Here is a 25,231-nt window from a genome sequence, read left to right on the forward strand (position 1 = left end):
CTTGCTCGCTGCCGATGTTACGGAGTGACCCGTTCATCGTCCTTGAACTGGTCTTTGACGTACTTGATCTCGGTCCGCCCATGCGGGGCCGGCAAGCCGTCTTCCCCCAGGTTCACAAAGACCATTTTCTCGACGGTGAGAATGCTCTTGCGGCTGATCTTGTTGCGCACTTCGCACGTGAGCGTGATCGAGGTGCGGCCGAACTCGGTGGCGGTGATGCCCAGCTCAATGATGTCGCCCTGACGCGAGGCGCTGACAAAGTTGATTTCGGAGATGTACTTGGTCACCACGCGCTGATTGCCCAACTGGACGATGGCGTAAATCGCCGCTTCTTCGTCGATCCAGCGCAACAGGCTGCCGCCGAACAGCGTGCCGTTGGGGTTGAGGTCTTCGGGTTTTACCCATTTGCGGGTGTGGAAATTCATGTTCACTCCTGAGCATTTGCCGAAAGATGGGCGCCATCTTGGCAGACTGATCGGTCATGCTCCATGAGCCTTCGACTATGGTCGCCATTGGCGATCTTCATTTGGCCGACAGAAAGCCTTTGGAAGATCAGTCTAGACAGCTATAATCGCCCCCGTTTCAAAACGGTAACGTTCACTTGCTACCGTTTTCCCGCCACCTGTCCGAGGGGCGCTGCAGCAGGTTCAACCTGTCAGGCTCGGATGGGGCGTTGACTGGCTCAGGCCAGACACTAAACGCACAACGGCGCCCATTCGCATACATTACGAATGGAGGCTCTTCATGAGCGCTGTTATCACGCCTGCAGATTTTAACGATTACAAAGTGGCCGACATGTCCCTGGCTGCCTGGGGCCGTCGCGAAACCATCATCGCCGAATCGGAAATGCCAGCCCTGATGGGGCTGCGTCGCAAATACTCCGGCGAACAGCCGTTGAAAGGCGCCAAGATCCTCGGCTGCATCCACATGACCATTCAGACTGCCGTGCTGATCGAAACCCTGGTTGCCCTGGGTGCCGAAGTACGCTGGTCGTCGTGCAACATCTTCTCGACTCAGGATCAGGCCGCTGCCGCTATCGCTGCGGCCGGCATCCCGGTTTTCGCCTGGAAAGGCGAAACTGAAGAAGAGTACGAGTGGTGCCTGGAGCAGACCATCCTGAAGGATGGCCAGCCATGGGACGCCAACATGATCCTCGACGACGGCGGCGACCTGACTCAACTGCTGCACGACAAGTACCCGCAGGTTCTGGATCGCGTTCACGGCGTGACCGAAGAAACCACCACCGGCGTACACCGTCTGCTGGACATGCTGGCCAAGGGCGAGCTGAAAATCCCGGCCATCAACGTCAACGACTCGGTGACCAAGTCCAAGAACGACAACAAGTACGGCTGCCGTCACAGCCTGAACGACGCGATCAAGCGCGGTACCGACCACCTGCTGTCCGGCAAGCAAGCGCTGGTCATCGGTTACGGTGACGTGGGCAAGGGCTCGGCCCAGTCCCTGCGTCAGGAAGGCATGATCGTCAAGGTCTCCGAAGTTGACCCGATCTGCGCCATGCAAGCCTGCATGGACGGTTTCGAGCTGGTTTCGCCGTTCATCGACGGCATCAACGACGGCACCGAAGCCAGCATCGACAAAGCGCTGCTGGGCAAGATCGACCTGATCGTGACCACCACCGGTAACGTCAACGTTTGCGACGCCAACATGCTCAAAGCTCTGAAGAAGCGCGCTGTTGTCTGCAACATCGGTCACTTCGACAACGAAATCGACACTGCTTTCATGCGCAAGAACTGGGCATGGGAAGAAGTGAAGCCACAGGTACACAAGATCCACCGTACCGGTTCGGGCGCTTTCGACGCACAGAACGACGACTACCTGATCCTGCTGGCCGAAGGTCGTCTGGTGAACCTGGGCAACGCCACCGGTCACCCGAGCCGCATCATGGACGGTTCGTTCGCCAACCAGGTTCTGGCACAGATCTTCCTGTTCGGCCAGAAGTACGCCGACCTGTCGCCAGCCCAGAAAGCCGAGCGCCTGACCGTTGAAGTCCTGCCGAAGAAACTCGACGAAGAAGTGGCCCTGGAAATGGTTCGCGGCTTCGGTGGCGTGGTCACTCAACTGACCAAGCAACAGGCTGACTACATCGGCGTCACCGTCGAAGGCCCGTTCAAGCCGCACGCTTACCGCTACTGATTGACGCGGCGGCCTGCTCTCCCTGTGGGAGCGGGCTTGCTCGCCAAAGCGGTACATCATTCAACACAGATGTTGCCTGACCCACTGCTTTGGCGAGCAAACCTGCTCCCACATGGGCGGCGCAAGCCTCACAGGCTTCGTGTTTCCAAGGGTATTTCCCATGTCCCAAGACCGTCGCTACAGCTTCGAGTTCTTCCCGACCAAGACCGATGCTGGGCATGAAAAGCTGCTCAACGTTGCCCGTCAGTTGGCAACGTACAATCCCGATTTCTTCTCCTGCACCTATGGCGCTGGTGGTTCGACCCGTGATCGCACCCTCAACACCGTTCTGCAACTGGAAAGCGAAGTCAAAGTACCGGCCGCACCGCACCTGTCGTGCGTCGGCGACAGCAAGGACGACCTGCGCGGCCTGCTGAACGAGTACAAGGTTGCCGGCATCAAGCGCATCGTTGCCCTGCGTGGTGACCTGCCGTCCGGCATGGGCATGACCAGCGGTGAGCTGCGTCACGCCAATGAGCTGGTTGAATTCATTCGTGAAGAAACCGGTGATCATTTCCACATCGAAGTGGCTGCTTACCCGGAGATGCATCCGCAAGCGCGCAACTACGAAGACGATCTCGCCAACTTCGTGCGCAAGGCCCGCGCCGGTGCCGACAGCGCGATCACCCAGTACTTCTTCAACGCCGACAGCTACTTCTACTTCGTCGACCGTTTGCAGGCGCTGGGCGTGGATATTCCGGTGGTTCCAGGGATCATGCCGATCACCAACTACAGCAAACTGGCGCGCTTCTCCGATGCCTGCGGTGCGGAAATTCCGCGCTGGATCCGCAAGCAACTGGAAGCCTACGGCGATGACAGCCAGAGCATTCAGCGCTTCGGCGAACACGTCGTCAGCGAGATGTGCGAACGCCTGTTGCAGGGCGGCGCACCGGGGCTGCACTTCTATTCCATGAACCAGGCCGAACCTAGCCTGGCGATCTGGAATAACCTGAAGTTGCCGCGTTGAAGCAGTTGCAAGCTTCACGCTAAAGCCGCAAAGCAAGATCAAGAGATCGCAGCCTTCGACAGCTCTCAAAAGCTGTCGAAGGCTGCGATCTTTTGCTTTTAAAGGCCCGAAACAGAGCTTGTGCAGGCACTTTCTGGCTCTTTCGTGTTTCTCGTCGTAATCTCAGGCCATGCCTTTGATCACGCAGTTATTCGCAGTGCTGGTTTTTGCTTGCCTGAGCTTCGCCGCTCGAGGCGAGAAGTTGCGTATTGTCACCGAGCCATGGGCGCCGTACGTGTACGAGGAGAACGGCAAGAAACTCGGGCTGGACTTCGAAACCACGGCCATCGTGTTCAAGCGCCTGGGCATTGAAGTCGAATGGCAATTCCTGCCCTGGAAGCGTTGCCTGTCGATGCTGGAAACCGGCCAGGCCGACGGCGCACTGGACATCTTTCACAGCGACGAGCGCGACGCCACCCTGCTCTATCCCAGCGAACCGCTGTCGGACGTCGAGTTCGTGATGTTCTATGCCAACGACCGGCCGCACCCTTTCAGCCAACTCGAACAACTCAAGGGCCTGACCATTGGCACCTCGCCGGGCTACCTCTACAGTCCCGACTTCAGCGAATCAACATTGTTTACCCGTGAGCCGGCCCCCACCCACGAAGCCAACTTCGGCAAGCTGGTACGCGGTCGTATCGACTTGTTGATCACTGATCGCCGCGTCGGCCAGCATTTGCTCGATGAGCTGAATCTGCGCGATCAGATCAGTGAAAATCCTGCCGTTATTAGCCGCCAGAGCCAGTTTCTGGCGGTTCGGCGCAATGCCGGGATGGATTTGCTGGTGCAGCGTTTCGGCGCAGAACTCAAACGGTTCAAGCGAGAACCGGCCTATGCCGTACTCAGCGCACGCTATGGCGCGGCACCTGTCGAGGAGCCGCCGTTGGGCTCTGCTTCGGCCAGCCGCAAAACCGTTGAGCAGCAGGAAAGCAGCGCGCAGTGATTGCTCTGTTATACTCCGGCGTTCCCGCCAGGCTCACGCCCGGACGCCCGGAACCGTAACAGGCCTCTCGACCCGCTACAGCGCAGCTTTCCAGCCCGCGCGAGCGCTCCAGACGTGCCTTCGGAACCGCAGCAGGACCGGACGGGATTGCGTCCTCTTAAACGTCATTCGCGCCAGGCAAGACTCCCATTGGGCCAAGCCCTAACTAAAACAGGATTACTCATGTCCTTTGCTTCCCTCGGTCTCTCCGAGGCTTTAGTCCGCGCCATCAACGATGCGGGCTATACCGAGCCTACTCCGGTGCAACAGCGGGCCATTCCCGCCGTGTTGCAAGGTCGCGACCTGATGGTTGCGGCACAGACAGGTACTGGTAAAACCGGCGGCTTCGCCCTGCCGATCCTGGAGCGCCTGTTCCCCAACGGCCACCCGGACAAATCCCAGCGTCACGGCCCGCGCCAGCCACGTGTATTGGTTCTGACCCCGACCCGCGAACTCGCGGCCCAGGTTCACGAGAGCTTCAAGATCTACGCCCGTGACCTGAAATTCGTCAGCGCCTGCATCTTCGGCGGCGTCGGCATGAACCCGCAGGTTCAAGCCATGTCCCGTGGTGTCGACGTCCTCGTCGCCTGCCCGGGTCGCCTGCTCGATCTCGCCGGCCAAGGCAGCGTCGATCTGTCCCACGTTGAAATCCTCGTCCTCGACGAAGCCGACCGCATGCTCGACATGGGCTTTGTCCACGACGTGAAGAAAGTCCTCGCGCGTCTGCCGGCCAAGCGCCAGAACCTGCTGTTCTCGGCGACGTTCTCCAAAGACATCACCGACCTTGCCGGCAAGCTGCTGCACAACCCGGAACGCATCGAAGTGACACCGCCGAACACCACGGTCGAGCGCATCGAGCAACGCGTGTTCCGCCTGCCGGCCAGTCACAAGCGTGCGTTGTTGGCGCACCTGATCACCGCAGGCGCCTGGGAACAGGTGCTGGTGTTCACCCGCACCAAGCACGGCGCCAACCGTTTGGCAGAATACCTGGACAAGCATGGCCTGCCGGCTGTGGCGATCCACGGTAACAAGAGCCAGAACGCCCGCACCAAAGCCCTGGCCGACTTCAAGGCTGGCGAAGTACGCATCCTGGTGGCCACCGACATCGCCGCTCGCGGTCTGGACATCGACCAGTTGCCACACGTCGTCAACTTCGAACTGCCGAACGTTGATGAAGATTACGTTCACCGTATTGGCCGTACTGGCCGTGCCGGCCGTTCGGGCGAGGCGATCTCGCTGGTTGCTCCGGACGAAGAAAAGCTGCTCAAAAGCATCGAACGCATGACCAAGCAGAAAATCGCCGATGGCGACCTGATGGGCTTCGATTCCAGCACCATCGAGGCCGAGAAGCCTGAAGTACGTGAACGTCCGGACGTGCGCAATCCACGCAACCCTCGCGGCCCACGCGGTGACGGCCCGAATGGCGGCGGTGGCGGCGGCGGTCGTAAAGACAAAGGCAAAGACAAGGGCAAAGACAAGCCCGCCGGCGAACGTGGCGAGCGCCCTGCCCGTCAGCAGAAACCACGCGAAGGCAGTGCGTCCCGCGAACAACGTCCAAGCCAGCCACCACGCGCGGCCGCTGACCGTGCACCGGACGAATTTCTTGACGACGATATCGATAACTTCGGTAACCGCGTTGATTACGTACCCAAGCCAGCCCCTGCCGGCGGCCGTGGCCGTCGTCCAGGCGCGCCGGCTCAGGGCGCAGGTTCGGGCGCACCACGCGGCGGTCAGTCGCAAGGTCGTCAGAACGGCCCGCGCAACAGCAACGGTTCGAGCACCGGTACTCCGCCGGGCAAACGCAACGGCCCGCGCAACGGCGCTCCGCGTGATGGCCAGGGTCGTCGTGACGAATCCTCGTCGTCCTCCTCTCGCAACCGCCGTCCGGCCCGTGACGATCAGCCACGCACCGAACCGGCTGTGCAGAACCCGCGCAGCAATGGCCCGAAGATCATGCACAAGGAATCGAAAGCCGACCGCTTCCCGACGCCTGAGCAACTCGATCAACTGCCAAGCCGCCCGCGTGGCGAAAAACCAGCGTTGCTGACCCGCAACCGCTGAGTTAACGCTGCCATGAAAAATGCCCTGGCTCGAAAGAGACGGGGCATTTTTTATGCTGCGCCTACATTCTCCTGTGGGAACCGTGGTGAGATGCAGACAATAAAAAACGCCCCCGATCTTACGACCGGGGGCGTTTTTGTGTAGCGGGCGAAAGTTACTTCGCTTTCACACCTTCAAACGAGATGTACAGGTCGACGTTGTCGGACTGTGGGCCCAGATCCATCATCTTGCCGAAATCGGAACGCTTGATGCTGGTGGTGCCTTCGAAGCCGGCACGGTAGCCGCCCCATGGATCCTTGCCTTCACCCAGGAACACAGCCTTGACCACGATTGGCTTGGTCACGCCGTGCAGAGTCAGGTCGCCGGTCACGTCAGCCGTGTCTTTGCCCGCGGCGTTCTTGCCAGTGGACTTGACGCTGGTGGAGACGAACTTGGCGTCAGCGAATTTGCCCACGTCCAGGAAGTCTTTGCTGGCGATGTGCTTATCGCGTTCGGCGTGGTTGGTAAATACGCTGGCGGTGCGCACGTTGAATTCGATTTTGCTCGCTTCAGGCTTGGCAGCATCAAAGCTGAACTTGCCGTCGATGTCTTTGAACGTACCGGTGATGTAGCTGTAACCCAGGTGACTGATCTTGAAGTCAACGAAGGCGTGTTGGCCTTCCTTGTCGACGATGTAGTCAGCGGCCATTACGTTGGCGGACAGCACGGCAGAACCGATTGCCAGAGCGGCCAGAGTCTTTTTCAACATGCTTTCTTTTCCTTTGAGTCGAGGTTGAGCTTCAGGCTTTGCGACCGAGCATTCGAGTGAGGGTCGCATCACGATCAATAAAGTGGTGCTTCAATGCTGCCAACGCATGGAGGCCGGAAAAAATTACCACCACCCACGCCAGCCAGAGATGAATCACCCCAGCGGTATCTGCCTGATCCGGTAGCCCGGAGAGCAGTGCAGGAACTTCAAACAGGCCAAACACCGGGATCCCGACACCGTCTGCGGTGGAAATCAGGTAACCGGCAATCATCACAGCGAACAACGCCAGGTACAGAAACCCGTGGCCGAATTTAGCGCCGATGCGGGTCATGCGGCTGTAGCTTTGCAGCGTCGGCGGCGGTGGGCTGATAAAGCGCCACAGCACCCGCAACACCATCACACCCAGCAGCACCAGACCGATGCTCTTGTGCAGGTCCGGCGCGTCTTTGCGCCAGGTGCTGTAGTAATCCAGCCCAACCATCCACAAGCCCAGCGCGAACAGTCCAAAGACCACCAGCGCCACGCCCCAGTGCATGAAGATGCTGACCCAACCATAGCGCGAAGAAGAGTTACGTAGCGGCATTGCCCAAATCCTGTGAGAACTGCGAACCAAGACTAGCGAGTTATCTATCGAATTAAAGCGGAAAATTTCGCTTTGAAATATCGAGAAATACGATCAAGAGCTTCTGGCCTCCGCGTTAAGGAAAAATTAACCAAAAACCTCAATCCTATCCCGACAGGAAAAAATTCTGACACAGAAAGCATTCTCAGAACTGATTCAGTGTCGGAAATCTCCACAAAAAATTAGGAATCAACCTTGTTTTGTGTAGGTTGACGCTTAGAGGACATCGTCTTTTATAGCCAAAAATGGCAAAAAATATTGCCCTTGTCGCCGCGGCTAGACCGCTCACTAGTCGTCTACTACCCTCCCAATGATCAAGAACCGGAATCTGCGGCAAGTAGCCGGATGCCAGTTCAATATCAGTACAGGGATAAGGGATGCGATTTGACGGCGAATTCGACGAGTTAAAAATAAAATTATTGTCACTGCAAAATGCAGGCGAGTGGAGGACTGTCAACCAAAATCAACATCAGTTCAGAGCCAACAATAGAGGAATAATGAATTGGTACCCGTCGACGGGAAACATTACCTTCCAAGGAGACCAGAATTCCTCAGAGCAACTAAAATCGCTGATAGAGGATTTACTGAATCATCAGGCACACGAAGAAATTTCTGAAACCGGAGAAATCACCACTGAAACAGAGGCTGCTGTAGCAGAACTTTCAGCAGACTCTCGAGGGCCAGACACTTATTTTCTTGACGATTCTTATTCCGACTCAGAACTAGTGATCGGCCTAGTCGGCACGATTGGAACCAACCTCGCCGAAGTCGCAGGATTAATAGAGGAGCGCCTACTTAAATTCAACTATACCGCTGATCGTATCAAAATCTCTACCGACATAATTTCAAACCTGGGAAATCCATCTCCCAGCTCAGACGAGTATGGAAGAATTACTGCTTACATGGAAGAAGGAAACAACCTAAGAAAAAACAGCAAGGACAATTCAATACTGGCACTAGGTGCTGCTGCAAGAATCAATTTACTTCGAAAAGAGCAGGAAGCATTTCGCAGGAAGTCCTTTATTATCAACTCTTTGAAGAACCCGGCTGAAGTGCAGAGGCTTCGAAAAATTTACTCAAATGGATTTTTCCTGATTGGTGTGCATGCCGATCACACAAGGAGACATAATTATCTGACTAAAGACAAATCAATTTCCGAGGAGCAGGCGTCAAAGTTGATCGATAGAGACGCAGACGAACGAGACGATTATGGCCAGCATACCCGAGACACGTACCATCTTTCAGATTTCTTTATTAACTATAACGGAAACTCAGATTCGCTAAAGAAGCAAATCTGGAGAGTTTTTGATTTACTTTTCGGGAAGCCCTATATAACGCCAACATTTGATGAATATGCCATGTTCATGGCATTTTCGGCATCGCTGAGATCAGCTGATTTATCCCGACAAGTTGGCGCGGTACTGACAAAGGATAAATGTATAGTTTCCACGGGAGCTAACGATGTACCAAAAGCACACGGCGGACTATATTGGCCAGAAATAGATGAAAGCACACAGGAAATCGTAGACGCAAAAGATGGTCGCGATTATATGAAGGGAGAGGACTCCAATGCCACTCAAAAAAGGCTGATAATCGACAGCATTCTGAAGGTGATTCCGATGGAGTATCGTGAAGAGCTTCGCCCCCTCATTAAAAAAAGCAAAATCAAAGACATTACGGAATATGGCAGGGTCGTTCATGCCGAAATGGAAGCGTTGCTTTCGAGTGCACGACTAGGGATCAGCACCTCTGGCAGTGACTTATACTGCACAACTTTCCCGTGCCACAATTGCGCCAAGCACATAGTCGCCTCCGGAATAAGAAGAGTAATATATGTTGAACCTTACCCGAAGAGCAAAGCCTTGGACTTTCATTCCGACTCCATATCACTAAATCAGCAAAGCGACAATGTCGTATTTGCTCCCTTCATCGGAGTTGGGCCTAGGAGTTTTTTCAATCTATTCTCTACCAACCTAGGTAGCGGCTATCCTGTCATCAGGAAGTCTGACGATGGACAATCTCTTGACTGGAGCGAGCACGATGCTAAATTACGAACCCAAATGCTACCTTGCTCGTACATTGAACGCGAAACGATAGCCGCAAACCTTTTATCAAAGTACCTAGAGGGAAGCCAAAATGACACCAACTAAAGAAGACTTTCTCAACCATTTAGCGGAGTCTCGTCGCACTGTTGAGCAATGGCCGTCCTGGAAGCAAGAAGCACTTAAGGCATCTCCGCAGCATAACAATGCAGCTTCAACACCATCACAGCAAAAAGAAAAACGTTGATACGCTCGAAACATAAGAGTTATCGGTCGCACCTACAACTGAGCCGACTGCAATAATTGATATATAAATAATAGCCGCATCGAATATAGAAACATGGTTTCAATCCAATAAAAAGCGCGGCATCAGAGCCGCGCTTTTTTGTTTACCGCAAGGCCTTACTGCGCCTTGGTTTCGGTCGTTGCAGCAGGCTTGGCGGCAGGTTTTGCCACTGGTTTCTTCGCCGGCTCAGTCTTTTTCGCTGCAGGCTTGACCGCAGGTTTTTTGGCTTGGGTTTTGGCCGCAGGCTTCTTCGCAGCCGGCTTGGTCGCCGCTTTCTTCGCTGGCTCAGCTTTTACCGCAACAGCAGGCTTCGGCGCTTGCACCGGAGCTGGCGCAGGTGCCGGCGTTGGCGCTGGAGCCACGGGGGCTGGAGCCGGTTCCGGGGCCTTGGCTGGCGCTGGCTTCTTCTCGTCATCGGAGCCGCCAAACAGGTTGCTGAAGAAGTTGCCCTTCTTCGCCGCCACAGCACCTGCTGCGCCTGCCGCTGCAGCGGCCGGAACCACTTTGGCCGGTTCGAACGATTTGCCTGCCGCCAGATCTTCAACCTGACTGGCCGCACGCTGACCGGTGCGCAGTGCGCCTTCCAGCGTGCCCGGGTACAAGGTGTCGGTGTGTTCGCCAGCAAACGCTATGCGTTGCAGCGGGCGTTCCCACAGGCGCCAGAACTTGCTGATCTGGCCTGGACCGAAGGCCAGGTAGGCGCCGCCCATCGACGGGTCGATGCTGTAGCGGCGGATCTCATAACCGGTGAACGAACCACGGGCCTGTGGATAAAACGCGTGCAGACGAATCAGCACCTGATCGACCACCTGCTTGTCGCCGAACGCTTGCATCACGCGAGCATTGTCGCCGGACAGGTTGATCACCACGTTGGCGCCGCCCTTCAACGCCGGCTCGATCCACAACATGCCCAGACCTGTGTTGCTGTAGATCTCGCCGGACATGCGCGCCTTGCTTTCCCACACGGGCGTCTTGAACTTGAGCATGATCTGGTCGCGCCAGCCGTAGTTGGTGCCCTTGATCGCCGCCAGGTGCTGAGCGTCGAGTGCCGGCGTCATCTGAATCTTGTTCAAGGCGCGCAGCGGCACGGCCAGCACCACGTAATCAGCCTGATAACCCACAGCGCCGACTTTGACGGTCACACCGTCCTTGTCCTGGCTGATGGCCGACACCGGCGAGTTGGTCTTGATGACCTTGATCTGTTTGACGAAAGCCTGGGCCAGCACCTGGCTGCCGCCAACCAGACGCGCGGCGCGCAGGTCACGGTCCGAGACACCGCGATAAACGCGGTTCTGCTGGGCGAAGTACAGCAGCGACAGACGCGAGGGTTCGTCGTAGTGGGTGCGGATGTCCTGGTTGATCAACTGACGCGCAGTGGCCGGCAGGTTCTGCTTGTCGAGCCAGCTCGACACGTTGATTTGGTCCAGTGCGTGCAGCGTGTTGGTGGCCGCCGGGTTCTGCGGATCGTCAATCGAGCGCGCCAGATCGTCGAGGGTTTTCTGATAGCGTTTAATCGCCTCGGCAGTGGCCGGTTGCTTGGTCGCCAGATCAGCGGCGGAGAAATACTCACCGTCGATCAGATAACCCGGCGTGCGCACGAATTCCGGCGCCGGCGTGGTGCTCAACTTGAACGTCGAGACGTACTTGTTCAGCACCGGCTGAGTCTTGTCGTTGCCGATCCACTCGCTGGTGGCCATGCCCGAACGGCCGCCCAGGCTTGGCTTGGCTTCCAGCAACGTCACCTGCCAGCCCTTGTTTTGCAGCTCGTAGGCGGCAGTCAGACCCGACAGGCCGCCGCCGATCACGATTGCAGTTTTATCCTTGGCCAGCGCTGTAACGCTGAACAGCCCCAACATCACCAGCGCACAGGCGCGCAGCCAACCGACAGACATTCAGCGAACTCCGGAAATACACGTAGGAAAAAGCAGTTTTGCGGGTCAGACGACCCAAAGAACCGCGAAGAATACGTTAGCCATCAAAGCGCCGCCAGCGACGTCTATCGGCTCATACAAAGTAGCTCAATCGACACAATGGGTTGTTCCCGCGCGATGCATTGCATAGGCTTGCGCGATTGTTTGCCCGCGCCTGACGCGAGCCGCCTCGAGGAGACTGTAAATGGGCCTGAATAACCAGTGGATGCAACGCGACCTCGCAGTGCTGTGGCATCCCTGCACCCAGATGAAAGACCACGAACAACTGCCGCTGATCCCGATCAAGCGCGGTGAAGGCGTCTGGCTGGAAGACTTCGAAGGCAAGCGCTACCTCGATGCCGTCAGCTCCTGGTGGGTCAACGTGTTCGGCCACGCCAACCCGCGCATCAACCAACGCATCAAGGATCAGGTCGATCAGCTTGAACATGTGATTCTGGCCGGTTTCAGCCATCAACCGGTGATCGAGTTGTCAGAGCGTCTGGTGAAGATGACGCCCGAAGGCCTGAACCGGGTGTTCTACGCCGATAACGGTTCGTCCTGCATCGAAGTCGCGCTGAAAATGAGCTTTCACTACTGGCTCAACCGCGGCCAACCGAACAAGAAGCGCTTTGTCACCCTGACCAACAGCTACCACGGCGAAACCATGGCCGCGATGTCGGTCGGCGACGTACCGCTGTTTACCGAGACTTACAAAGCCCTGTTGTTGGACACCATCAAGGTGCCAAGCCCGGACTGCTACCTGCGCCCGCAAGGCATGAGTTGGGAAGAACACTCGCGCAACCTGTTCGCGGCGATGGAACAGACGCTGGCCGAGCACCATGCCAGTGTCGCGGCAGTGATCGTTGAACCGTTGATTCAGGGCGCTGGCGGCATGCGCATGTATCACCCGATATACCTCAAGCTGCTGCGCGAAGCCTGCGACCGCTATGGCGTGCACCTGATCCACGACGAAATCGCTGTCGGCTTCGGCCGCACCGGGACGATGTTCGCCTGTGAACAGGCCGGCATCCGTCCGGATTTCCTCTGCCTGTCCAAGGCCCTGACCGGCGGCTACCTGCCGCTGGCGGCGTGCGTGACCACCGATGACGTCTACAGCGCCTTCTACGACGACTATCCAACCCTGCGCGCCTTCCTCCACTCGCACAGCTATACCGGCAACCCGCTGGCCTGTGCGGCAGCGCTGGCGACGCTGGATATCTTCGAGCAGGACAACGTGATCGAAAACAACAAGGCCCTCGCCCAGCGCATGGCTTCGGCCACCGCGCATCTGGTCGATCACCCGAACGTGTCCGAAGTGCGCCAGACCGGCATGGTGCTGGCCATCGAGATGGTCAAGGATAAAGCCACCAAAGAGGCCTACCCTTGGCAGGAACGGCGCGGCTTGAAGGTGTTCCAGCATGCGCTGGAGCGTGGCGCATTGCTGCGTCCGCTGGGCAGCGTGGTGTATTTCCTGCCGCCGTACGTGATTACCCCGGAGCAGATCGACTTCCTCGCCGAGGTCGCCAGCGAAGGCATCGACATCGCGACGCGTGACAGCGTCAGCGTGGCGGTGCCGAAGGATTTCCATCCCGGCTTCCGTGATCCGGGCTGATTCGGTTTGCTTTAGATTTGCGGTGTTTGGACTGCCGCTTTCGCGAGCAAGCCCGCTCCCACATTTTGGAATGCATTTCCCTGTGGGAGCGGGCTTGCTCGCGAATGAAATCGACACCGATCCACCTGATTCACATTTTTCCAGAGATCCGACATGAGACTGTCCCGCTTCTTTATCGACGCCCCGCTGAGCACTGGCGAACACGAACTGCCGGAAGCCCAGGCGCATTACATCAGCCGCGTGCTGCGCATGGCCGAAGGCGATGCGGTGCAGATGTTCGACGGCTCCGGCCATGAGTTTCGCGGTTCCTTGGTGGACGTCGGCAAGAAGCGCGTCGTGGTGCAGATCGACGAACAGTTGCCCGGTCAGGTTGAATCGCCGCTACAGATTCATCTCGGCCAGGGCCTGTCCCGCGGTGAGCGGATGGACTGGGCGATTCAGAAGGCCACCGAGCTGGGTGTCACTGAAATCACCCCGATCTTCAGCGAGCGCTGTGAAGTGCGACTCAAGGACGAACGCGCGGACAAACGCCTGATGCACTGGCGTCAGGTTGCAATCAGTGCGTGTGAACAGTGTGGTCGTTCGCGGGTGCCGGTGATTCATCCGCCCGTGTTGCTGGCCGATTGGCTGAAGCAGACGCAGGCAGACCTGAAACTGGTTTTGCATCCGGTGGCCGAGCCGCTGGTGAGCCATGCAAAACCTGCGACGCTGGCGTTCCTGATTGGCCCTGAGGGTGGTTTGTCCGATGCCGAGGTCGAGTTGGCCAAGGGCAATGGTTTTCACGCTGCGCGCCTCGGCCCGCGAGTGCTGCGCACCGAGACCGCACCGGTGGTGGCACTGGCGGTGGCCCAGCAACTTTGGGGTGATTTCTAACCCTTATGGGAGGGGGCTTGCTCCCTCCCACGACGATTGCGTCTACAGGACGTAAAACAGAATCGCCACAAAATGCAGCAGACTCCCGGCGATCACGAACAGATGCCAGATCCCGTGGGCGTGGCGCAACCGATGGTCGAGGGCAAAAAAGATAATCCCCACGGTGTACAAGACCCCGCCCGTGGCCAGCCAGGCAAAACCGGTGGTGCCCAGCGCCGCCAGCAACGGCTTGACCGCCACCAGCACAATCCAGCCCATTACCGCGTAGATCACGATCGACAGAATCCGCGCTTCGGAGCGCGGCTTGATCTCTTGCAAAATGCCGATCAGCGCCAGCCCCCAGACAATCCCGAACAGCGTCCAGCCCCACGGCCCGCGCAGCGTCACCAGACAGAACGGCGTGTAGCTGCCGGCAATCAACAGGTAGATCGAAAAGTGATCGACCTTCTTCATGATCGCTTTCTTGCGCCCGCGCACGCTGTGGTACACGGTTGAAGCGCTGTACAGCACCAGCAAGGTCAAGGCGTAAATCGCCACACTGACAATCTTCCAAGGACTGCCGTCGAGGCTGGCGATCACCAGCATCCAGACCCCGCCGATAAAAGCCGCCACCGCCCCGACCAGATGGGTCCAGGCGTTCAATCGTTCCCCGTGATACATGTGTCGCTCACCTCAAATTCATTACCGCAGCGCGCAAGGCTCGGGCCTTGAGCGTAAAAGCGCAATGTTTCTGTTAAACACGAGCCTGCGCAGGTCGTGGTAATTGGGCACAATCGGCCGATACCAAAAAGAGTCCGCGCCATGCTGATCGACGAAGAGTTGACCCTGAAAAAACTCGAGGTGTTCCTCGCCTTCATGCGCACCGGCAATCTGGCCCGTGCCGCTGCCGAGTTGCAAACCAGTAACGTCAGCGTGCATCGCGCCATTCATTCACTGGAAAGCGCCCTGCGCTGCCCGCTGTTCAAACACGAAGGACGCAACCTGACACCGCTGGAAAGCGCTTATGTGCTGGAAGAGCGCGCGCAGAAGCTGATCCAGGACGTGGTCGAAAGCGTGCGCCTGACCCGCGAGGCTGCCGGGTTCTCTGCCGAACGCTTCAAGCTCGGCTCGCTGTATTCGCTGACGGTCAAGACCGTGCCGCAACTGATCATGGGCCTGAAGATCCGCCGCAGTGAACTCAACATCGATTTGATTCTGGGTTCCAACATCGACCTGCTCTACAAGCTGAAAAACATGGAAGTCGACGCGATTCTGGTGTCACTGGACGACAGCATCAACGACCCGGACTGCGAGCAGATTGCGCTGTTCTGCGATGACATCTTCCTCGCGACGCCGGCCGATTCAACGTTTGCCCAGCGCAGTGAAGTCGATCTGGCAGAGGTGCGCAACGAAACCTTCATCACCCTGACCCAAGGCTTCGCCACGCATCAGGACGGCAATCGGGTGTTCAAACAGGCAGGCTTCGAGCCGAAAGTGGCGATGCAGGTCAATGACATCTTCACCCTGCTGAGCATGGTCAGTTCCGGTGTGGGGTATGCGTTGCTGCCGGGGAGGATTGCAGCGGTGTACGAGAACCGGGTGAAGCTCATCCCGTTGCAGGAGAAGTACCGGTTGCAGCAGCACATTGGCGTGGTGTTTTTGAAGGCCAAGGAGCGCGATCCGAATCTGCTGGCGTTGTTGGCGGAGTGTCGAATGTATGCCAATCGGCAGGTCTGAAACCGAGTCGCGTCCTTCGCGGGCAAGCCCCCTCCCACAGGAAAACGCATTCCCCATGTAGAGGCGGGCTTGCTCGCGAAGGCGTCAGACCCGACAGCAGGCTGTCTTAACCCATCAACCCACGCATCAGCAAAAACAACACCGAAGGCCCGAGCAAACACCCCAGCGCGGTATAGAACGCGGCGGTGAGGCAACCATAAGGCACCAGCTTCGGATCCGTCGCCGCCAAGCCGCCGGCCACGCCGCTGGACGTGCCCATCAACCCGCCAAAGATCACCGCACTGCGAGGGCTGTTCAGGCCAATCATCGGCGCCACGAACGGCGTCATCACCATCACCAGAATCGCCTTGATCAGCCCTGCCGCAATCGACAGCGCCATGACTTCGGAAGTGGCGCCAATGGCGGCACCGGTCACCGGGCCGACGATGTAAGTCACCGCCCCTGCGCCAATGGTGGTCAGGCTCACGGCATCGGTGTAACCGAACGCCATCGCCACGCCGACGCCTGCGATGAAGGACGTGCCAACGCCGACAAACAGCGCCAGCACCCCAACAAATCCGGCACGTTTGAGTTCATCGACACTCACGCCGAACGCTGTGGCGACGATTGCGAAATCACGCAGCATCGCCCCGCCGAGCAAGCCGATGCCCGAGAGCATCGGAATATCCACCACGCCTTTCTGGCCCCCGGTCACCGCACCACCGATATACGACAGCAACAGCCCGAGCAAAATGGCGATGGCCGAACCGTGCAAGCGGCCCTTGGTGAAGGTGTTGGACATCCAGTAGGACACCCACATGGTCAGGCCGACAATCAGGAACCCGCTGATCAGACCGTAACCGGTGATGACTTTCATCAATGATTCGTACATGGCGCTTACCCCACAGTCTTGGGTGGAATGACGGCGGCCGGTTCCTTGTTACCAAGGCGTACCAGCACGGGCACCATGGCAAAGGCAATGACCACCGCCAGCGTTCCCGCCAGAATCGCCATCGGCCCGCCCTTCAGCGCGCCATAAACATTTTGCTGGGCCGCCATCGCCACCACGATCGGAATGTAGATCGCGCTCCAGAACTCCACACCCTGCTCGGTCTTGCCCTTGAACCAACCGGATTTGTTGAGGTAACTGCCCAGACCGATCAACAGCAGCATCGCAATACCGACGCCGCCGACATTGGCCGGCACGCCGATCAACTTGCCCAGCATTTCACCGATCCAGATACCCGCCAGGGTACAAAACGCCAGAAACGCCACACCGTAAATAATCATTGTTGTAGTCCTCAAATTGCATCGTCGAATGTTGTTTTTGTTGTTCGAAGCTTGAGTCGGCGGTCTTAGAGTTGGCGGCTTCCCTCCTCACGCAACAGCGCCTGCAAGGTGTCCAGGCGAGCACTGTCAAACGCAGTGACCGTGCCCTGCTCAAACACCCGGCGCGCCAGCCCGGTCAGCACCGCACCGGGCGGCAGTTCGATCTGTAGCCGCACGCCGCGTTCGTAAGCGCTTTGTACGGTGCCGCGCCAATCCACCACGCGGCACATGTTGAACGCGAGGTCGTCACGCAAGGCTTGGACCTTGACCACCGGTCGAGCGCGACTGCCGCTCAGGTAGGCGATTTTCGGGTTTTTCAGCTCAACGCTGGCGAAGGCCTCTGCCAGTCTCTGCGCGGGCTCATCCAGCAACGGACAATGCGACGGCACGCTCACCGCCAACCGTTTCGCCAGTCCTGCGCCACGGCTGCGCGCCAATTCAGCGACCGCGTGCATCGCCTCATCACTGCCGGCAATGACCACCTGGTTATCGGCATTGATGTTGGCCAGATAAACCGGCGACTCCTCGCCGTGAACCTGCGCCAGCAACGTTTCGACTGTGGATAATTGCAGACCGATGATCGCGGTCATGCCAAAGCCCTGTGGATAAGCCTGCTGCATCAACTCACCGCGCAGGCTGACCAGATGCAACGCATCGCTGAAGCGCAAAGCCCCCGCCACCACGGCTGCCGGGTAAGCACCGATGGACAGACCGGCGACGTAATCGGCCGTGAGGCCTTCACGCAGCAACTGCCGCGACGCCGCGACCCCGGCGATCAGCAGGCACAGTTGAACCGCCCTTGTGCGGCGCAACGCGTCGGCAGAATCGAGCAACAACACATCCTCGCCGAGCACGTCGCTGGCCTCGGTCAGCGTCTCCCCAGGCAAACGCTGGAGCATGCCCGGTTGTTGCGCGCCCTGGCCGGGAAACACCAGCAAACTGCTCACGCCGCCTGCTCCTGCGGATTCCATGGATCAGAAACCAGGCAGGCCTGATGCGCGTTTTTCAGCAGCACATGAGCCGAAGCGCCCGCCCACTCACGCAGCGCCACCGCGCCGAACGGCGTCTGCAATTGCATATCGACCCGGCATGAGGATTGATCGAAAAGCGCCACCAGTTTGCGTGCCTGATTACGGGTAATCAGGTGCGGTGTGCGCAGGATCAAATCGAGATCGCTGCCCTCGTGCATCGCGGCAAAGCCGCTGGCCAGTTCAAACCCGGCACTGCCGCTGACACCCCAGACCCAACCGCAGTCATCGAGCATCGGGCGCAACTGCTTGAGGGCGCGCATGACGGGCAGATCACGCTCACTGTCGACATGACTCAGCGCCTCGGGGCTGACCCGACAGACCATCGAATCGACCGCCATGAACGCCGCCAAGCGCTGCTCACGCGAGACACCGCGCACACCCACCGCGACAAAACCCTCAGCGCTCAAGGCCCGGCGCACCACCACCGGTTGCCCGGCGCTGAGCGACTCGATAGCCCAACCCGGCGCATCCGCGGGCAATTGCGCCGGGGTCATGCCCCAGAGCAGATCGTGGGCCAGAGGTGTGTTCACCACTGCGCCCTCAACAGTTCCCGCACGCGGCTGGACGCGGCACGATTCTTCGCGCCCAGACGATTGCTCAGCCCCGTGTTGGAGATATCGCTGATGGCGTGGGTCAGGCACTCAGTGACCCGCGCCAGATCCTGCGCTGTCGGCTGTTCGATCTGTTGCACCGACAGGGTTTCCCAGAGCAATCCGAGGCTGGCGTAGCTGTCGATGTCATAGGCCATCGGCGGCACACTGGCGGCCAATGCTTCGAGTTCTTCGACGCTGCGCAAGGTCACCCGCGCCGCCGAGGCTTTGCCCATCGCATGCACCATCACCCCGGGATCACGCAGGGCGATCAAACGGTTGGCCTGATAACCATGGGCCAGAAACGCACCGGACATGGCTTTGCCCACCAGCAATGCAATCACCGGGTGCCCGGCCAAACGTGCGCGGGCATAGCTGTCTGCCGCACCGGCCAGCGCTTGATGAATGCCGAGGGCTTCCTCGCGACGACCGTAAGCCTGGCTCGGCACATCGACGATGGCGATCAACGCACGCTTGTGCGTTTGCTCACGGTCGGCGCTGATCGCGTCATCGACAGCCTTGGCCAGACCCCAGCCTTCCAGCAAGCCGACTTCGCCATCGCGAGCGCGAGGGAAACGGTTGTCCGGGTCAGCGACCACGGCCAGCAAGCGACCGAGCGCCGTGTCCGCCACCCGCAGTGACGCCGGCAAACCTTCGACGGTTTTCGCTCCGGCGCACAAGGCGTTGAACCAGTTCAAACCGCGCAATGAATAACCACTCATGAGCGCTCTCCTTGATACAGATCGCGAACCACCGAAGGCTCGATTTGCGTGTCAGTGTCCAGGCTAGCCAGACGTTGCAGGAACCACTCGGCCCTTTGACTGCGCGGTTGCGCCGGCAAGCCTTGCTGCAACAACTCGCCGACCTGCTGACGAATCTGCGCCACATCATCGCCGACATAGCGATCCACCAGACCACTGGCAAAGCGTTGCTCGCCCCCGGCCAGGCTCCAGATAAACGGCCGGTCGCGGGAATCGTATTCTTCGATCCCGGCTTCCTGTTCGATCACTTGCGGGCCGTTCAAACCAAGGCGCGCTTCCTGAGTCACCAGCAAATAGCTGCACAGCGCAGCCGCAATCGACATGCCGCCGAAGCAGCCGACGCTGCCCGCCACCACGCCCACCACCGGTTGGTACTGCTGCAAATCGACAATCGCCGCGTGAATGTCGGCAATCGCCGCCAAGCCGAGATTGGCTTCCTGCAAGCGTACGCCGCCGGTTTCCAGCAGCAGGATGGCGCGGGTCGGGAGGCCTTTGCGGTTGTCTTCGGCGGCCAGTTCCAGCGCGCCAGCGATCTTTGCCCCGCCGACTTCGCCAAGGCTGCCGCCCTGGAAAGCGCCTTCGATGGCGGCAATCACCACCGGCAAACCGTCGAGGTTGCCCTTGGCGATCACCACGCCGTCGTCGGCCTGCGGCACCACGCCTTGGCGTTCGAGCCACGGCGACATGACGCGTTGAAACGGGTCGAGCAATTCGCGAAAGGTGCCGGCGTCGAGCAAGGCTTTCGCCCGTTGCCGCGCGCCGAGTTCGACGAAGCTGTGCTTGTTGAGAAGCGCTGCGCTGTCAGTCATGGCCGATCTCCTCGAAACCTTGTTCCAGACGCAAGCGCACCACACCCGGTGTCGCGCCGAAATCGTGGATATCGATGGCCATCGCCGGTGGCGTGGTGCCGTCGAACATCCGCGCAAACAAATGCTGCCAGCGCTGCTGCGCGCCGTTGACCGAGGTCTGCACATTGATCGTCAGCTTGCCGGCCAACCCCGGTTCGATCAGCACTTCCAGATCACCCGAGCCGACACAACCGACCAGCGCACGCCCGCGTGGCGGCTGCCCGGCGGGGAATTCAAACGATAGGGTTTCCATCAAAACGCTCCCTGAAAGATGCCGTCGTGCTCGATACGGTCGAGCAACAGCGTGGCGGCGAGCAAGTCGGCGGCGCCACCGGGCGAGGCATTCAATGCGATGAGTTGTTGATCCAGTTCGTGCAGGCAACGGCGACCGTTGAGGCTGGCGCTGCCTCCGGCGTCGAGCACCGCTTGCGCACCCTGTTGCATGGTTTGCAGGCCTTGTTCGCCGGCGCGATAGAGCACGCAGGTGTCGGCCAGGTCGGTCATGATCGCGAGCAAGGCGTCGAGTCGGGCGTTCTGTTCGCCGTGGCCATGGGCGCGGCTTTTTTTCAGATGCGGCAGGCCACGTTGCAGCACGGCCGGGAAGCCGAGTTGCGCTTCTTCGCGGGCACCGCGGGCGCCGTAGCGCAACGCGACTTGCGCGCCGTGGCTGAGCGGGCGCGGTGCGTAGCGGTCGTCGAGCAACGCCAGACGTGCGGCGCGCACAGAGATAGCACTGGCGCTGCTGGATCTCGTTTCCAGTGCAGCCGCCGTGACGATCAGGCCCAAGGCCCAGATCGCGCCGCGATGGGTGTTCACGCCGTGGGTGGTGGCGAGCATGGCTTGCTCGCCTTCACGGCCGATGCGGCCAATGCTTTCACGCAACGTCGGATTGATCTCGCCAATTTCAATGGCGGCCTCAGCCATCTCCTTGAACGCCGGCCACAACGACAGCGCCGACGCGTGCATCAGGCCCAGGTGTAAATCGGTGTGCGCGCCATTGCCGCGACGGTCGACCAGCGCCGGTTTCGGCGACAGATCGGCTTCGTCGATCAGCGCATCCACCGCCAGATCCGCCAGGTGCTCGGCCAGAGAAAGCGGTTTCGCTTGCAGGTTGAGTGCGTGCATTACCAGCTCCTGAACTTGGCGGGCGGGTTGTAGAGGCCGCCGGACCACTCGACCAGATCGGCGACGCTTTTCGCCGCGAGCAATTCGCGGGTGGCGTCAGTGCGGCGGATGCCGAGGTCTTCGGGCAAGGCGATCAGGCCTTCGCGGCGCATGCGTTCGGTGTCTTTGGGGTTGTGGCGCAGGCCGATGGCGGTGACGCCTGCGACCGCAGCGATCATCGCTTGGCGCTCTTCCAGCGAACGCGCCTTGTACAGGTAGGCGATGCCTTCCTCGGTCAGCAAGTGGGTGACGTCGTCGCCGTAGATCATGATTGGCGCCAGCGGCATGCCGCTTTTCTTCGCCACTTCCACCGCGTCGAGGGTTTCGACGAAGGTCGGTTTGCCGCCCTCCTGGAAGGTCTCGACCATTTGCACCACGAGTTTCTTGCCGCGTTCGAGCATCGGCTGCTGCGAATCGTCGTGGCGCATGTCCAGCCACGCCGGGGTGCCGTGACGGCGACCACGCGGGTCGTGGCCCATGTTCGGCGCACCGCCGAAACCGGCGAGGCGACCACGGGTCACTGTCGAAGAATGACCATCGCCATCGACCTGCAACGTCGCGCCGATAAACAGATCCACCGCGTACTGCCCGGCCAGTTGGCAGAACATCCGGTTGGAACGCAGCGAGCCGTCGCGGCCGGTGAAAAACACATCTGGTCGCGCGGCGATGTAATTTTCCATGCCCAGTTCGGTGCCGAAGCAATGCACGCTTTCGACCCAGCCGCTCTCGATCGCCGGGATCAGCGTCGGGTGCGGGTTGAGCGTCCAGTTGCGGCAGATCTTGCCTTTGAGGCCGAGGGATTCGCCGTAGGTCGGCAGGATCAACTCGATGGCGGCGGTGTTGAAACCGATGCCGTGATTGAGCGACTGCACGTTGTGTTTTTCGTAGATGCCACGGATCGCCATCATCGCCATCAACACATGCACAGGCTTGATATGGCGTGGGTCGCGGGTGAATAGCGGTTCGATGTAGAACGGCTTGTCGGCCACTACGACGAAGTCGACCCATGAGGCGGGGATGTCCACACGCGGGAGTTCGCTGACGTCGTCGACCAATTGGTTGACCTGGACGATGACGATGCCGTCGCTGAACGCGGCGGGTTCGATCAACGCTGGAGTGTCTTCGGTGCTGGGGCCGGTGTAGATGTTGCCGGCGCGGTCGGCCATGAACCCGGCCGAGAGCACGACATTGGGGATCAGGTCCACCACCAGCCGTGCATAGAGTTCGATGTAGGTGTGAATGGCGCCGATTTCCAGTAAGCCGTCTTCGAGCAACTGGCTGATGCGCAGACTCTGCGTGCCGGCGAAGGAGAAATCGAGCTTACGGGCGATGCCGCGTTCGAACAGGTCGAGGTGCTCGGAGCGGCCGACGCTGGGCATGATCATGTGCAGGTCGTGGAGCTTTTCCGGGTCGGCTTTGGCCAGCGAACGGGAGAGGAAATCCGCCTGCTTCTGGTTATTGCCCTCCAGCACCACGCGGTCGCCGGGATGAATCAACGCTTCGAGCGCGGCGACGATTTTGTCGGTGGGCAACACCGCACCATCGGCCATCCCGCGCACCTTGTCGAGGCGGCGCTGCTTCTCATCGCGCCGCCGCGTCCAGCGCGAGTCGGGGGAAATTGTTGTTGTCATGCTCACTCCACGGGGTTCGCTGTCGTGGAGCTAAGGTAGGTGTGTGGAGTGTGGGCATCAATCAAGCTGGGCGATGAATCATTACGCTCAAAGTAACGGTCTGGTTGGACCCAACGTTGCATTAAACAGGACAAGAAATTCAATATTGAGTGTCCGGCCTTATGGAGATTGAGCTCAATTTTAAAACAATCATGTCTGAGACGCGATTCACGCCTTTTAAATAAAGTCCCAAAAAAATGATTACCTCAGACCATCCCAAGAACAAGACGATCAAATTCTTATAGCGCTACAGCTTTTTTATTTCTTAACATTATTAACACCTGTCATACATGACAGGTGGACGCAAGTTTTAAATGTGAAATGATGTCCGTGCAAAAGGTTTTACAGCATCGGAACATACGCAACTCTAAAATGGAGCGTTTGAAATGAAAAAAATTGAGGTTTTAATTGTGGCGACAATATCGGCATTTGTTAGTCATGTTGCATTTGCAGAAATCGATGCAGGATGTAAGCAACTATGGGATGCCACAAGCGCTGCCCAGACATGCAAACTATCAAACCTTACAAAATATGAGGCTGGAGGTGCTGCTATTTGTACGATAGAAGCTACTTGCCTGGCCTCGAGCACACATCGCGAGATTGAGAATCGTATCAACTCGAGAGAAATCAATGACACGGTATATAACAAGGAAAGCGTTTCGGTATATACGATTCTTGAAACCGGGCTAAATAATTGCAATGGCAAACTTACGTATAACCCTTGCTAATGCCACAAACATGCAGCTCAACTAAAACCCGACTTAGCCTGCTGCACACGTTAAGTTAAGGCACAAAAATCACAAGAAGGCTGGATCAGTCCGCCGATGATCGTCCTCATGCTATGTATGGGAACGATCATTAAGACGAGTCAACATCATTGAAAAAAACTGGATCAATCTGTGGGCACTAACTTGTCCAAAATACGATTCACAGCCATCTCCGCCACCATCACCACCTGCGCAATACCTTGCACAGTCTTGCGGTGCGTACCTTCCACCATTGCCGCATGGTTGTTGAGCATGACCGTAGCCGAGCCGAGGGTTTCGCTGGCGTCGGCCAGCAGGGATTCGGTGTCGGCATTGGGGTTGGCCATGTACAGCGTGTTGGGGGTGTAAGGCGTGGCCATCAGGTCGGCGTTGGTCGGGCCGAGGTAATGGTCGAGGGCGCGTTCGGCGGCTTCGTGGAATTTCTTTGAATCGGGGGATTCGTAGGGGGATGCCGGGTCTGTGAGCGGGGGGTTAGGCGTAGGTTTAATCATCTTCAGGTTCCGAAATAAAGCTGGAACCGCTTCTCTGCTAAAAGAAGGGGTGGCAGCTGAACGCAGGTTAGCAGACCGGGGAACCTAAGGAAGCCGGCGCGCCGAAGCGCCCTGCGCACAGCCGCCATCGAATGCAGGCGCTGAGCCTGACGATGATGTATGTGCACCCTTAGATTAGCCACGGGCTGCTAAACCCGATCACTGGAAATCAGTGACGGAATCAAGTTACGCAGCATGCCAAAGGCGCACAAGCCGGCGGATTCTGGTGCATGCGTAGGCAGCGGCGCAAGGATTTGTAGGCTAGGGAGCCGTAACACCTAGTGTCTTTAAACAACGCGACTGGAAGGCGTTTATTGCGCACAGAGATTGAGGATTTGTCTGTCGGATTGAGGTGTGGCGACTGGCGCTTTCGCGAGCAAGCTCGCTTGTATGGTAGGACTTGAAGGGAGGAGGAGGGACAAGGCTCGATTCTGACTGTTAGCGCAGTACAGACCGTGGGAGATTTCACCCTCCTCCTTTCACCCAAGCGCCGATAAAGAATGCATCTGGC

Annotated in this window: 25 protein-coding genes and 1 riboswitch; of the genes, 10 read left to right on the forward strand and 15 right to left on the reverse strand. The window is 58.5% G+C overall.

All coding sequences use genetic code 11. The features are described 5' to 3' along the window. Positions 1-17: 17 nt before the first annotated feature. The gene (locus AACY18_RS05735) at positions 18-425 is read right to left on the reverse strand and encodes an acyl-CoA thioesterase (RefSeq protein ID WP_221732351.1); all 408 of its coding nucleotides are present in this window, start codon (positions 423-425) and stop codon (positions 18-20) included. A gap of 197 nt (positions 426-622) precedes the next feature. Further along, a riboswitch (S-adenosyl-L-homocysteine riboswitch) is annotated at positions 623-721 on the forward strand. Between the two features lie 23 nt (positions 722-744). Here AACY18_RS05735 and ahcY point away from each other — a divergent pair. From ahcY to AACY18_RS05755, 4 genes are all read left to right on the forward strand, one after another. Continuing rightward, positions 745-2,154, forward strand: a complete 1,410-nt coding sequence (ahcY, locus tag AACY18_RS05740; RefSeq protein WP_221732352.1) for an adenosylhomocysteinase — start codon at positions 745-747, stop codon at positions 2,152-2,154. A gap of 160 nt (positions 2,155-2,314) precedes the next feature. Next, complete coding sequence (gene metF, locus AACY18_RS05745) at positions 2,315-3,160, forward strand: methylenetetrahydrofolate reductase [NAD(P)H] (RefSeq protein WP_339430316.1); 846 nt, start codon at positions 2,315-2,317, stop codon at positions 3,158-3,160. A 169-nt stretch (positions 3,161-3,329) separates the two neighbouring features. Continuing rightward, positions 3,330-4,142: a substrate-binding periplasmic protein gene (locus tag AACY18_RS05750; protein ID WP_339464491.1), complete on the forward strand. Its 813-nt coding sequence runs from the start codon at positions 3,330-3,332 to the stop codon at positions 4,140-4,142. Between the two features lie 222 nt (positions 4,143-4,364). Next, complete coding sequence (locus AACY18_RS05755; protein ID WP_339430318.1) at positions 4,365-6,242, forward strand: DEAD/DEAH box helicase; 1,878 nt, start codon at positions 4,365-4,367, stop codon at positions 6,240-6,242. Between the two features lie 154 nt (positions 6,243-6,396). On the opposite strand, the gene AACY18_RS05760 is transcribed toward AACY18_RS05755, so the two are convergent. Further along, positions 6,397-6,990 (reverse strand): YceI family protein, encoded by a 594-nt coding sequence (locus AACY18_RS05760; RefSeq protein ID WP_339430319.1) that lies wholly within the window; start codon positions 6,988-6,990, stop codon positions 6,397-6,399. Positions 6,991-7,021: 31 nt separating this feature from the next. Beyond that, on the reverse strand, positions 7,022-7,573 hold the full coding sequence (locus AACY18_RS05765) for a cytochrome b (protein ID WP_339430320.1): 552 nt from the start codon (positions 7,571-7,573) through the stop codon (positions 7,022-7,024). Positions 7,574-7,989: 416 nt separating this feature from the next. Between AACY18_RS05765 and AACY18_RS05770 the strand changes: the two genes are divergently transcribed. Both AACY18_RS05770 and AACY18_RS05775 read left to right on the forward strand, forming a co-directional pair. Further along, the gene (locus AACY18_RS05770; RefSeq protein WP_339464492.1) at positions 7,990-9,762 is read left to right on the forward strand and encodes an anti-phage dCTP deaminase; all 1,773 of its coding nucleotides are present in this window, start codon (positions 7,990-7,992) and stop codon (positions 9,760-9,762) included. Beyond that, entirely contained in the window at positions 9,749-9,901 is a 153-nt protein-coding gene (locus tag AACY18_RS05775; protein ID WP_339430322.1) for a hypothetical protein, read from the forward strand. Before AACY18_RS05770 ends, AACY18_RS05775 begins: the two co-directional genes overlap by 14 nt. Before the next feature lie 155 nt (positions 9,902-10,056). Here the strand turns inward: AACY18_RS05775 and AACY18_RS05780 are convergent, their stop codons facing one another. Beyond that, positions 10,057-11,832 (reverse strand): flavin monoamine oxidase family protein, encoded by a 1,776-nt coding sequence (locus tag AACY18_RS05780; RefSeq protein ID WP_339464493.1) that lies wholly within the window; start codon positions 11,830-11,832, stop codon positions 10,057-10,059. A 223-nt stretch (positions 11,833-12,055) separates the two neighbouring features. Here AACY18_RS05780 and AACY18_RS05785 point away from each other — a divergent pair, with 223 nt between their 5' ends. Together AACY18_RS05785 and AACY18_RS05790 are read left to right on the forward strand one after the other, a co-directional pair. Next, entirely contained in the window at positions 12,056-13,462 is a 1,407-nt protein-coding gene (locus AACY18_RS05785) for an adenosylmethionine--8-amino-7-oxononanoate transaminase (protein ID WP_339430324.1), read from the forward strand. Between the two features lie 153 nt (positions 13,463-13,615). Further along, positions 13,616-14,335, forward strand: a complete 720-nt coding sequence (locus AACY18_RS05790; protein ID WP_339430325.1) for a 16S rRNA (uracil(1498)-N(3))-methyltransferase — start codon at positions 13,616-13,618, stop codon at positions 14,333-14,335. 42 nt (positions 14,336-14,377) lie between these two features. Here the strand turns inward: AACY18_RS05790 and trhA are convergent, their stop codons facing one another. Continuing rightward, positions 14,378-14,995, reverse strand: a complete 618-nt coding sequence (gene trhA, locus AACY18_RS05795; RefSeq protein WP_339430326.1) for a PAQR family membrane homeostasis protein TrhA — start codon at positions 14,993-14,995, stop codon at positions 14,378-14,380. 141 nt (positions 14,996-15,136) lie between these two features. Here trhA and AACY18_RS05800 point away from each other — a divergent pair, with 141 nt between their 5' ends. Beyond that, on the forward strand, positions 15,137-16,051 hold the full coding sequence (locus AACY18_RS05800) for a LysR family transcriptional regulator (RefSeq protein ID WP_339464494.1): 915 nt from the start codon (positions 15,137-15,139) through the stop codon (positions 16,049-16,051). A gap of 106 nt (positions 16,052-16,157) precedes the next feature. On the opposite strand, the gene madM is transcribed toward AACY18_RS05800, so the two are convergent. From madM to mdcA, 9 genes are all read right to left on the reverse strand, one after another. Further along, positions 16,158-16,922 (reverse strand): malonate transporter subunit MadM, encoded by a 765-nt coding sequence (gene madM, locus AACY18_RS05805; protein WP_339430328.1) that lies wholly within the window; start codon positions 16,920-16,922, stop codon positions 16,158-16,160. A gap of 5 nt (positions 16,923-16,927) precedes the next feature. Next, complete coding sequence (gene madL / locus AACY18_RS05810; protein WP_221732363.1) at positions 16,928-17,320, reverse strand: malonate transporter subunit MadL; 393 nt, start codon at positions 17,318-17,320, stop codon at positions 16,928-16,930. A 65-nt stretch (positions 17,321-17,385) separates the two neighbouring features. After that, the gene (mdcH, locus tag AACY18_RS05815; protein ID WP_339430329.1) at positions 17,386-18,306 is read right to left on the reverse strand and encodes a malonate decarboxylase subunit epsilon; all 921 of its coding nucleotides are present in this window, start codon (positions 18,304-18,306) and stop codon (positions 17,386-17,388) included. Beyond that, complete coding sequence (locus AACY18_RS05820) at positions 18,303-18,923, reverse strand: malonate decarboxylase holo-ACP synthase (RefSeq protein ID WP_339430330.1); 621 nt, start codon at positions 18,921-18,923, stop codon at positions 18,303-18,305. The genes mdcH and AACY18_RS05820 overlap by 4 nt, the downstream gene beginning before the upstream one ends. Then, complete coding sequence (gene mdcE, locus AACY18_RS05825) at positions 18,917-19,702, reverse strand: biotin-independent malonate decarboxylase subunit gamma (RefSeq protein ID WP_339464496.1); 786 nt, start codon at positions 19,700-19,702, stop codon at positions 18,917-18,919. The genes AACY18_RS05820 and mdcE overlap by 7 nt, the downstream gene beginning before the upstream one ends. After that, positions 19,699-20,550: a biotin-independent malonate decarboxylase subunit beta gene (locus AACY18_RS05830; protein ID WP_339464498.1), complete on the reverse strand. Its 852-nt coding sequence runs from the start codon at positions 20,548-20,550 to the stop codon at positions 19,699-19,701. Before AACY18_RS05830 ends, mdcE begins: the two co-directional genes overlap by 4 nt. Continuing rightward, on the reverse strand, positions 20,543-20,842 hold the full coding sequence (locus AACY18_RS05835; protein WP_003229075.1) for a malonate decarboxylase subunit delta: 300 nt from the start codon (positions 20,840-20,842) through the stop codon (positions 20,543-20,545). Before AACY18_RS05835 ends, AACY18_RS05830 begins: the two co-directional genes overlap by 8 nt. After that, the gene (locus tag AACY18_RS05840; RefSeq protein ID WP_339464499.1) at positions 20,842-21,714 is read right to left on the reverse strand and encodes a triphosphoribosyl-dephospho-CoA synthase; all 873 of its coding nucleotides are present in this window, start codon (positions 21,712-21,714) and stop codon (positions 20,842-20,844) included. The genes AACY18_RS05835 and AACY18_RS05840 overlap by 1 nt, the downstream gene beginning before the upstream one ends. Next, entirely contained in the window at positions 21,714-23,384 is a 1,671-nt protein-coding gene (gene mdcA, locus AACY18_RS05845) for a malonate decarboxylase subunit alpha (RefSeq protein ID WP_339464500.1), read from the reverse strand. The genes AACY18_RS05840 and mdcA overlap by 1 nt, the downstream gene beginning before the upstream one ends. A 425-nt stretch (positions 23,385-23,809) precedes the next feature. Here mdcA and AACY18_RS05850 point away from each other — a divergent pair, with 425 nt between their 5' ends. After that, positions 23,810-24,151 (forward strand): hypothetical protein, encoded by a 342-nt coding sequence (locus AACY18_RS05850; protein WP_339430335.1) that lies wholly within the window; start codon positions 23,810-23,812, stop codon positions 24,149-24,151. A gap of 164 nt (positions 24,152-24,315) precedes the next feature. On the opposite strand, the gene AACY18_RS05855 is transcribed toward AACY18_RS05850, so the two are convergent. After that, positions 24,316-24,681 carry a DUF6124 family protein gene (locus AACY18_RS05855; RefSeq protein ID WP_339464501.1) on the reverse strand — a complete coding sequence of 122 codons (366 nt, stop codon included), beginning with the start codon at positions 24,679-24,681 and terminating at the stop codon, positions 24,316-24,318. Positions 24,682-25,231: the final 550 nt, after the last annotated feature.

This window comes from Pseudomonas sp. EA_65y_Pfl2_P74 (genome assembly GCF_963970575.1).
Taxonomy (GTDB): Bacteria; Pseudomonadota; Gammaproteobacteria; order Pseudomonadales; family Pseudomonadaceae; genus Aquipseudomonas; species Aquipseudomonas baetica_A.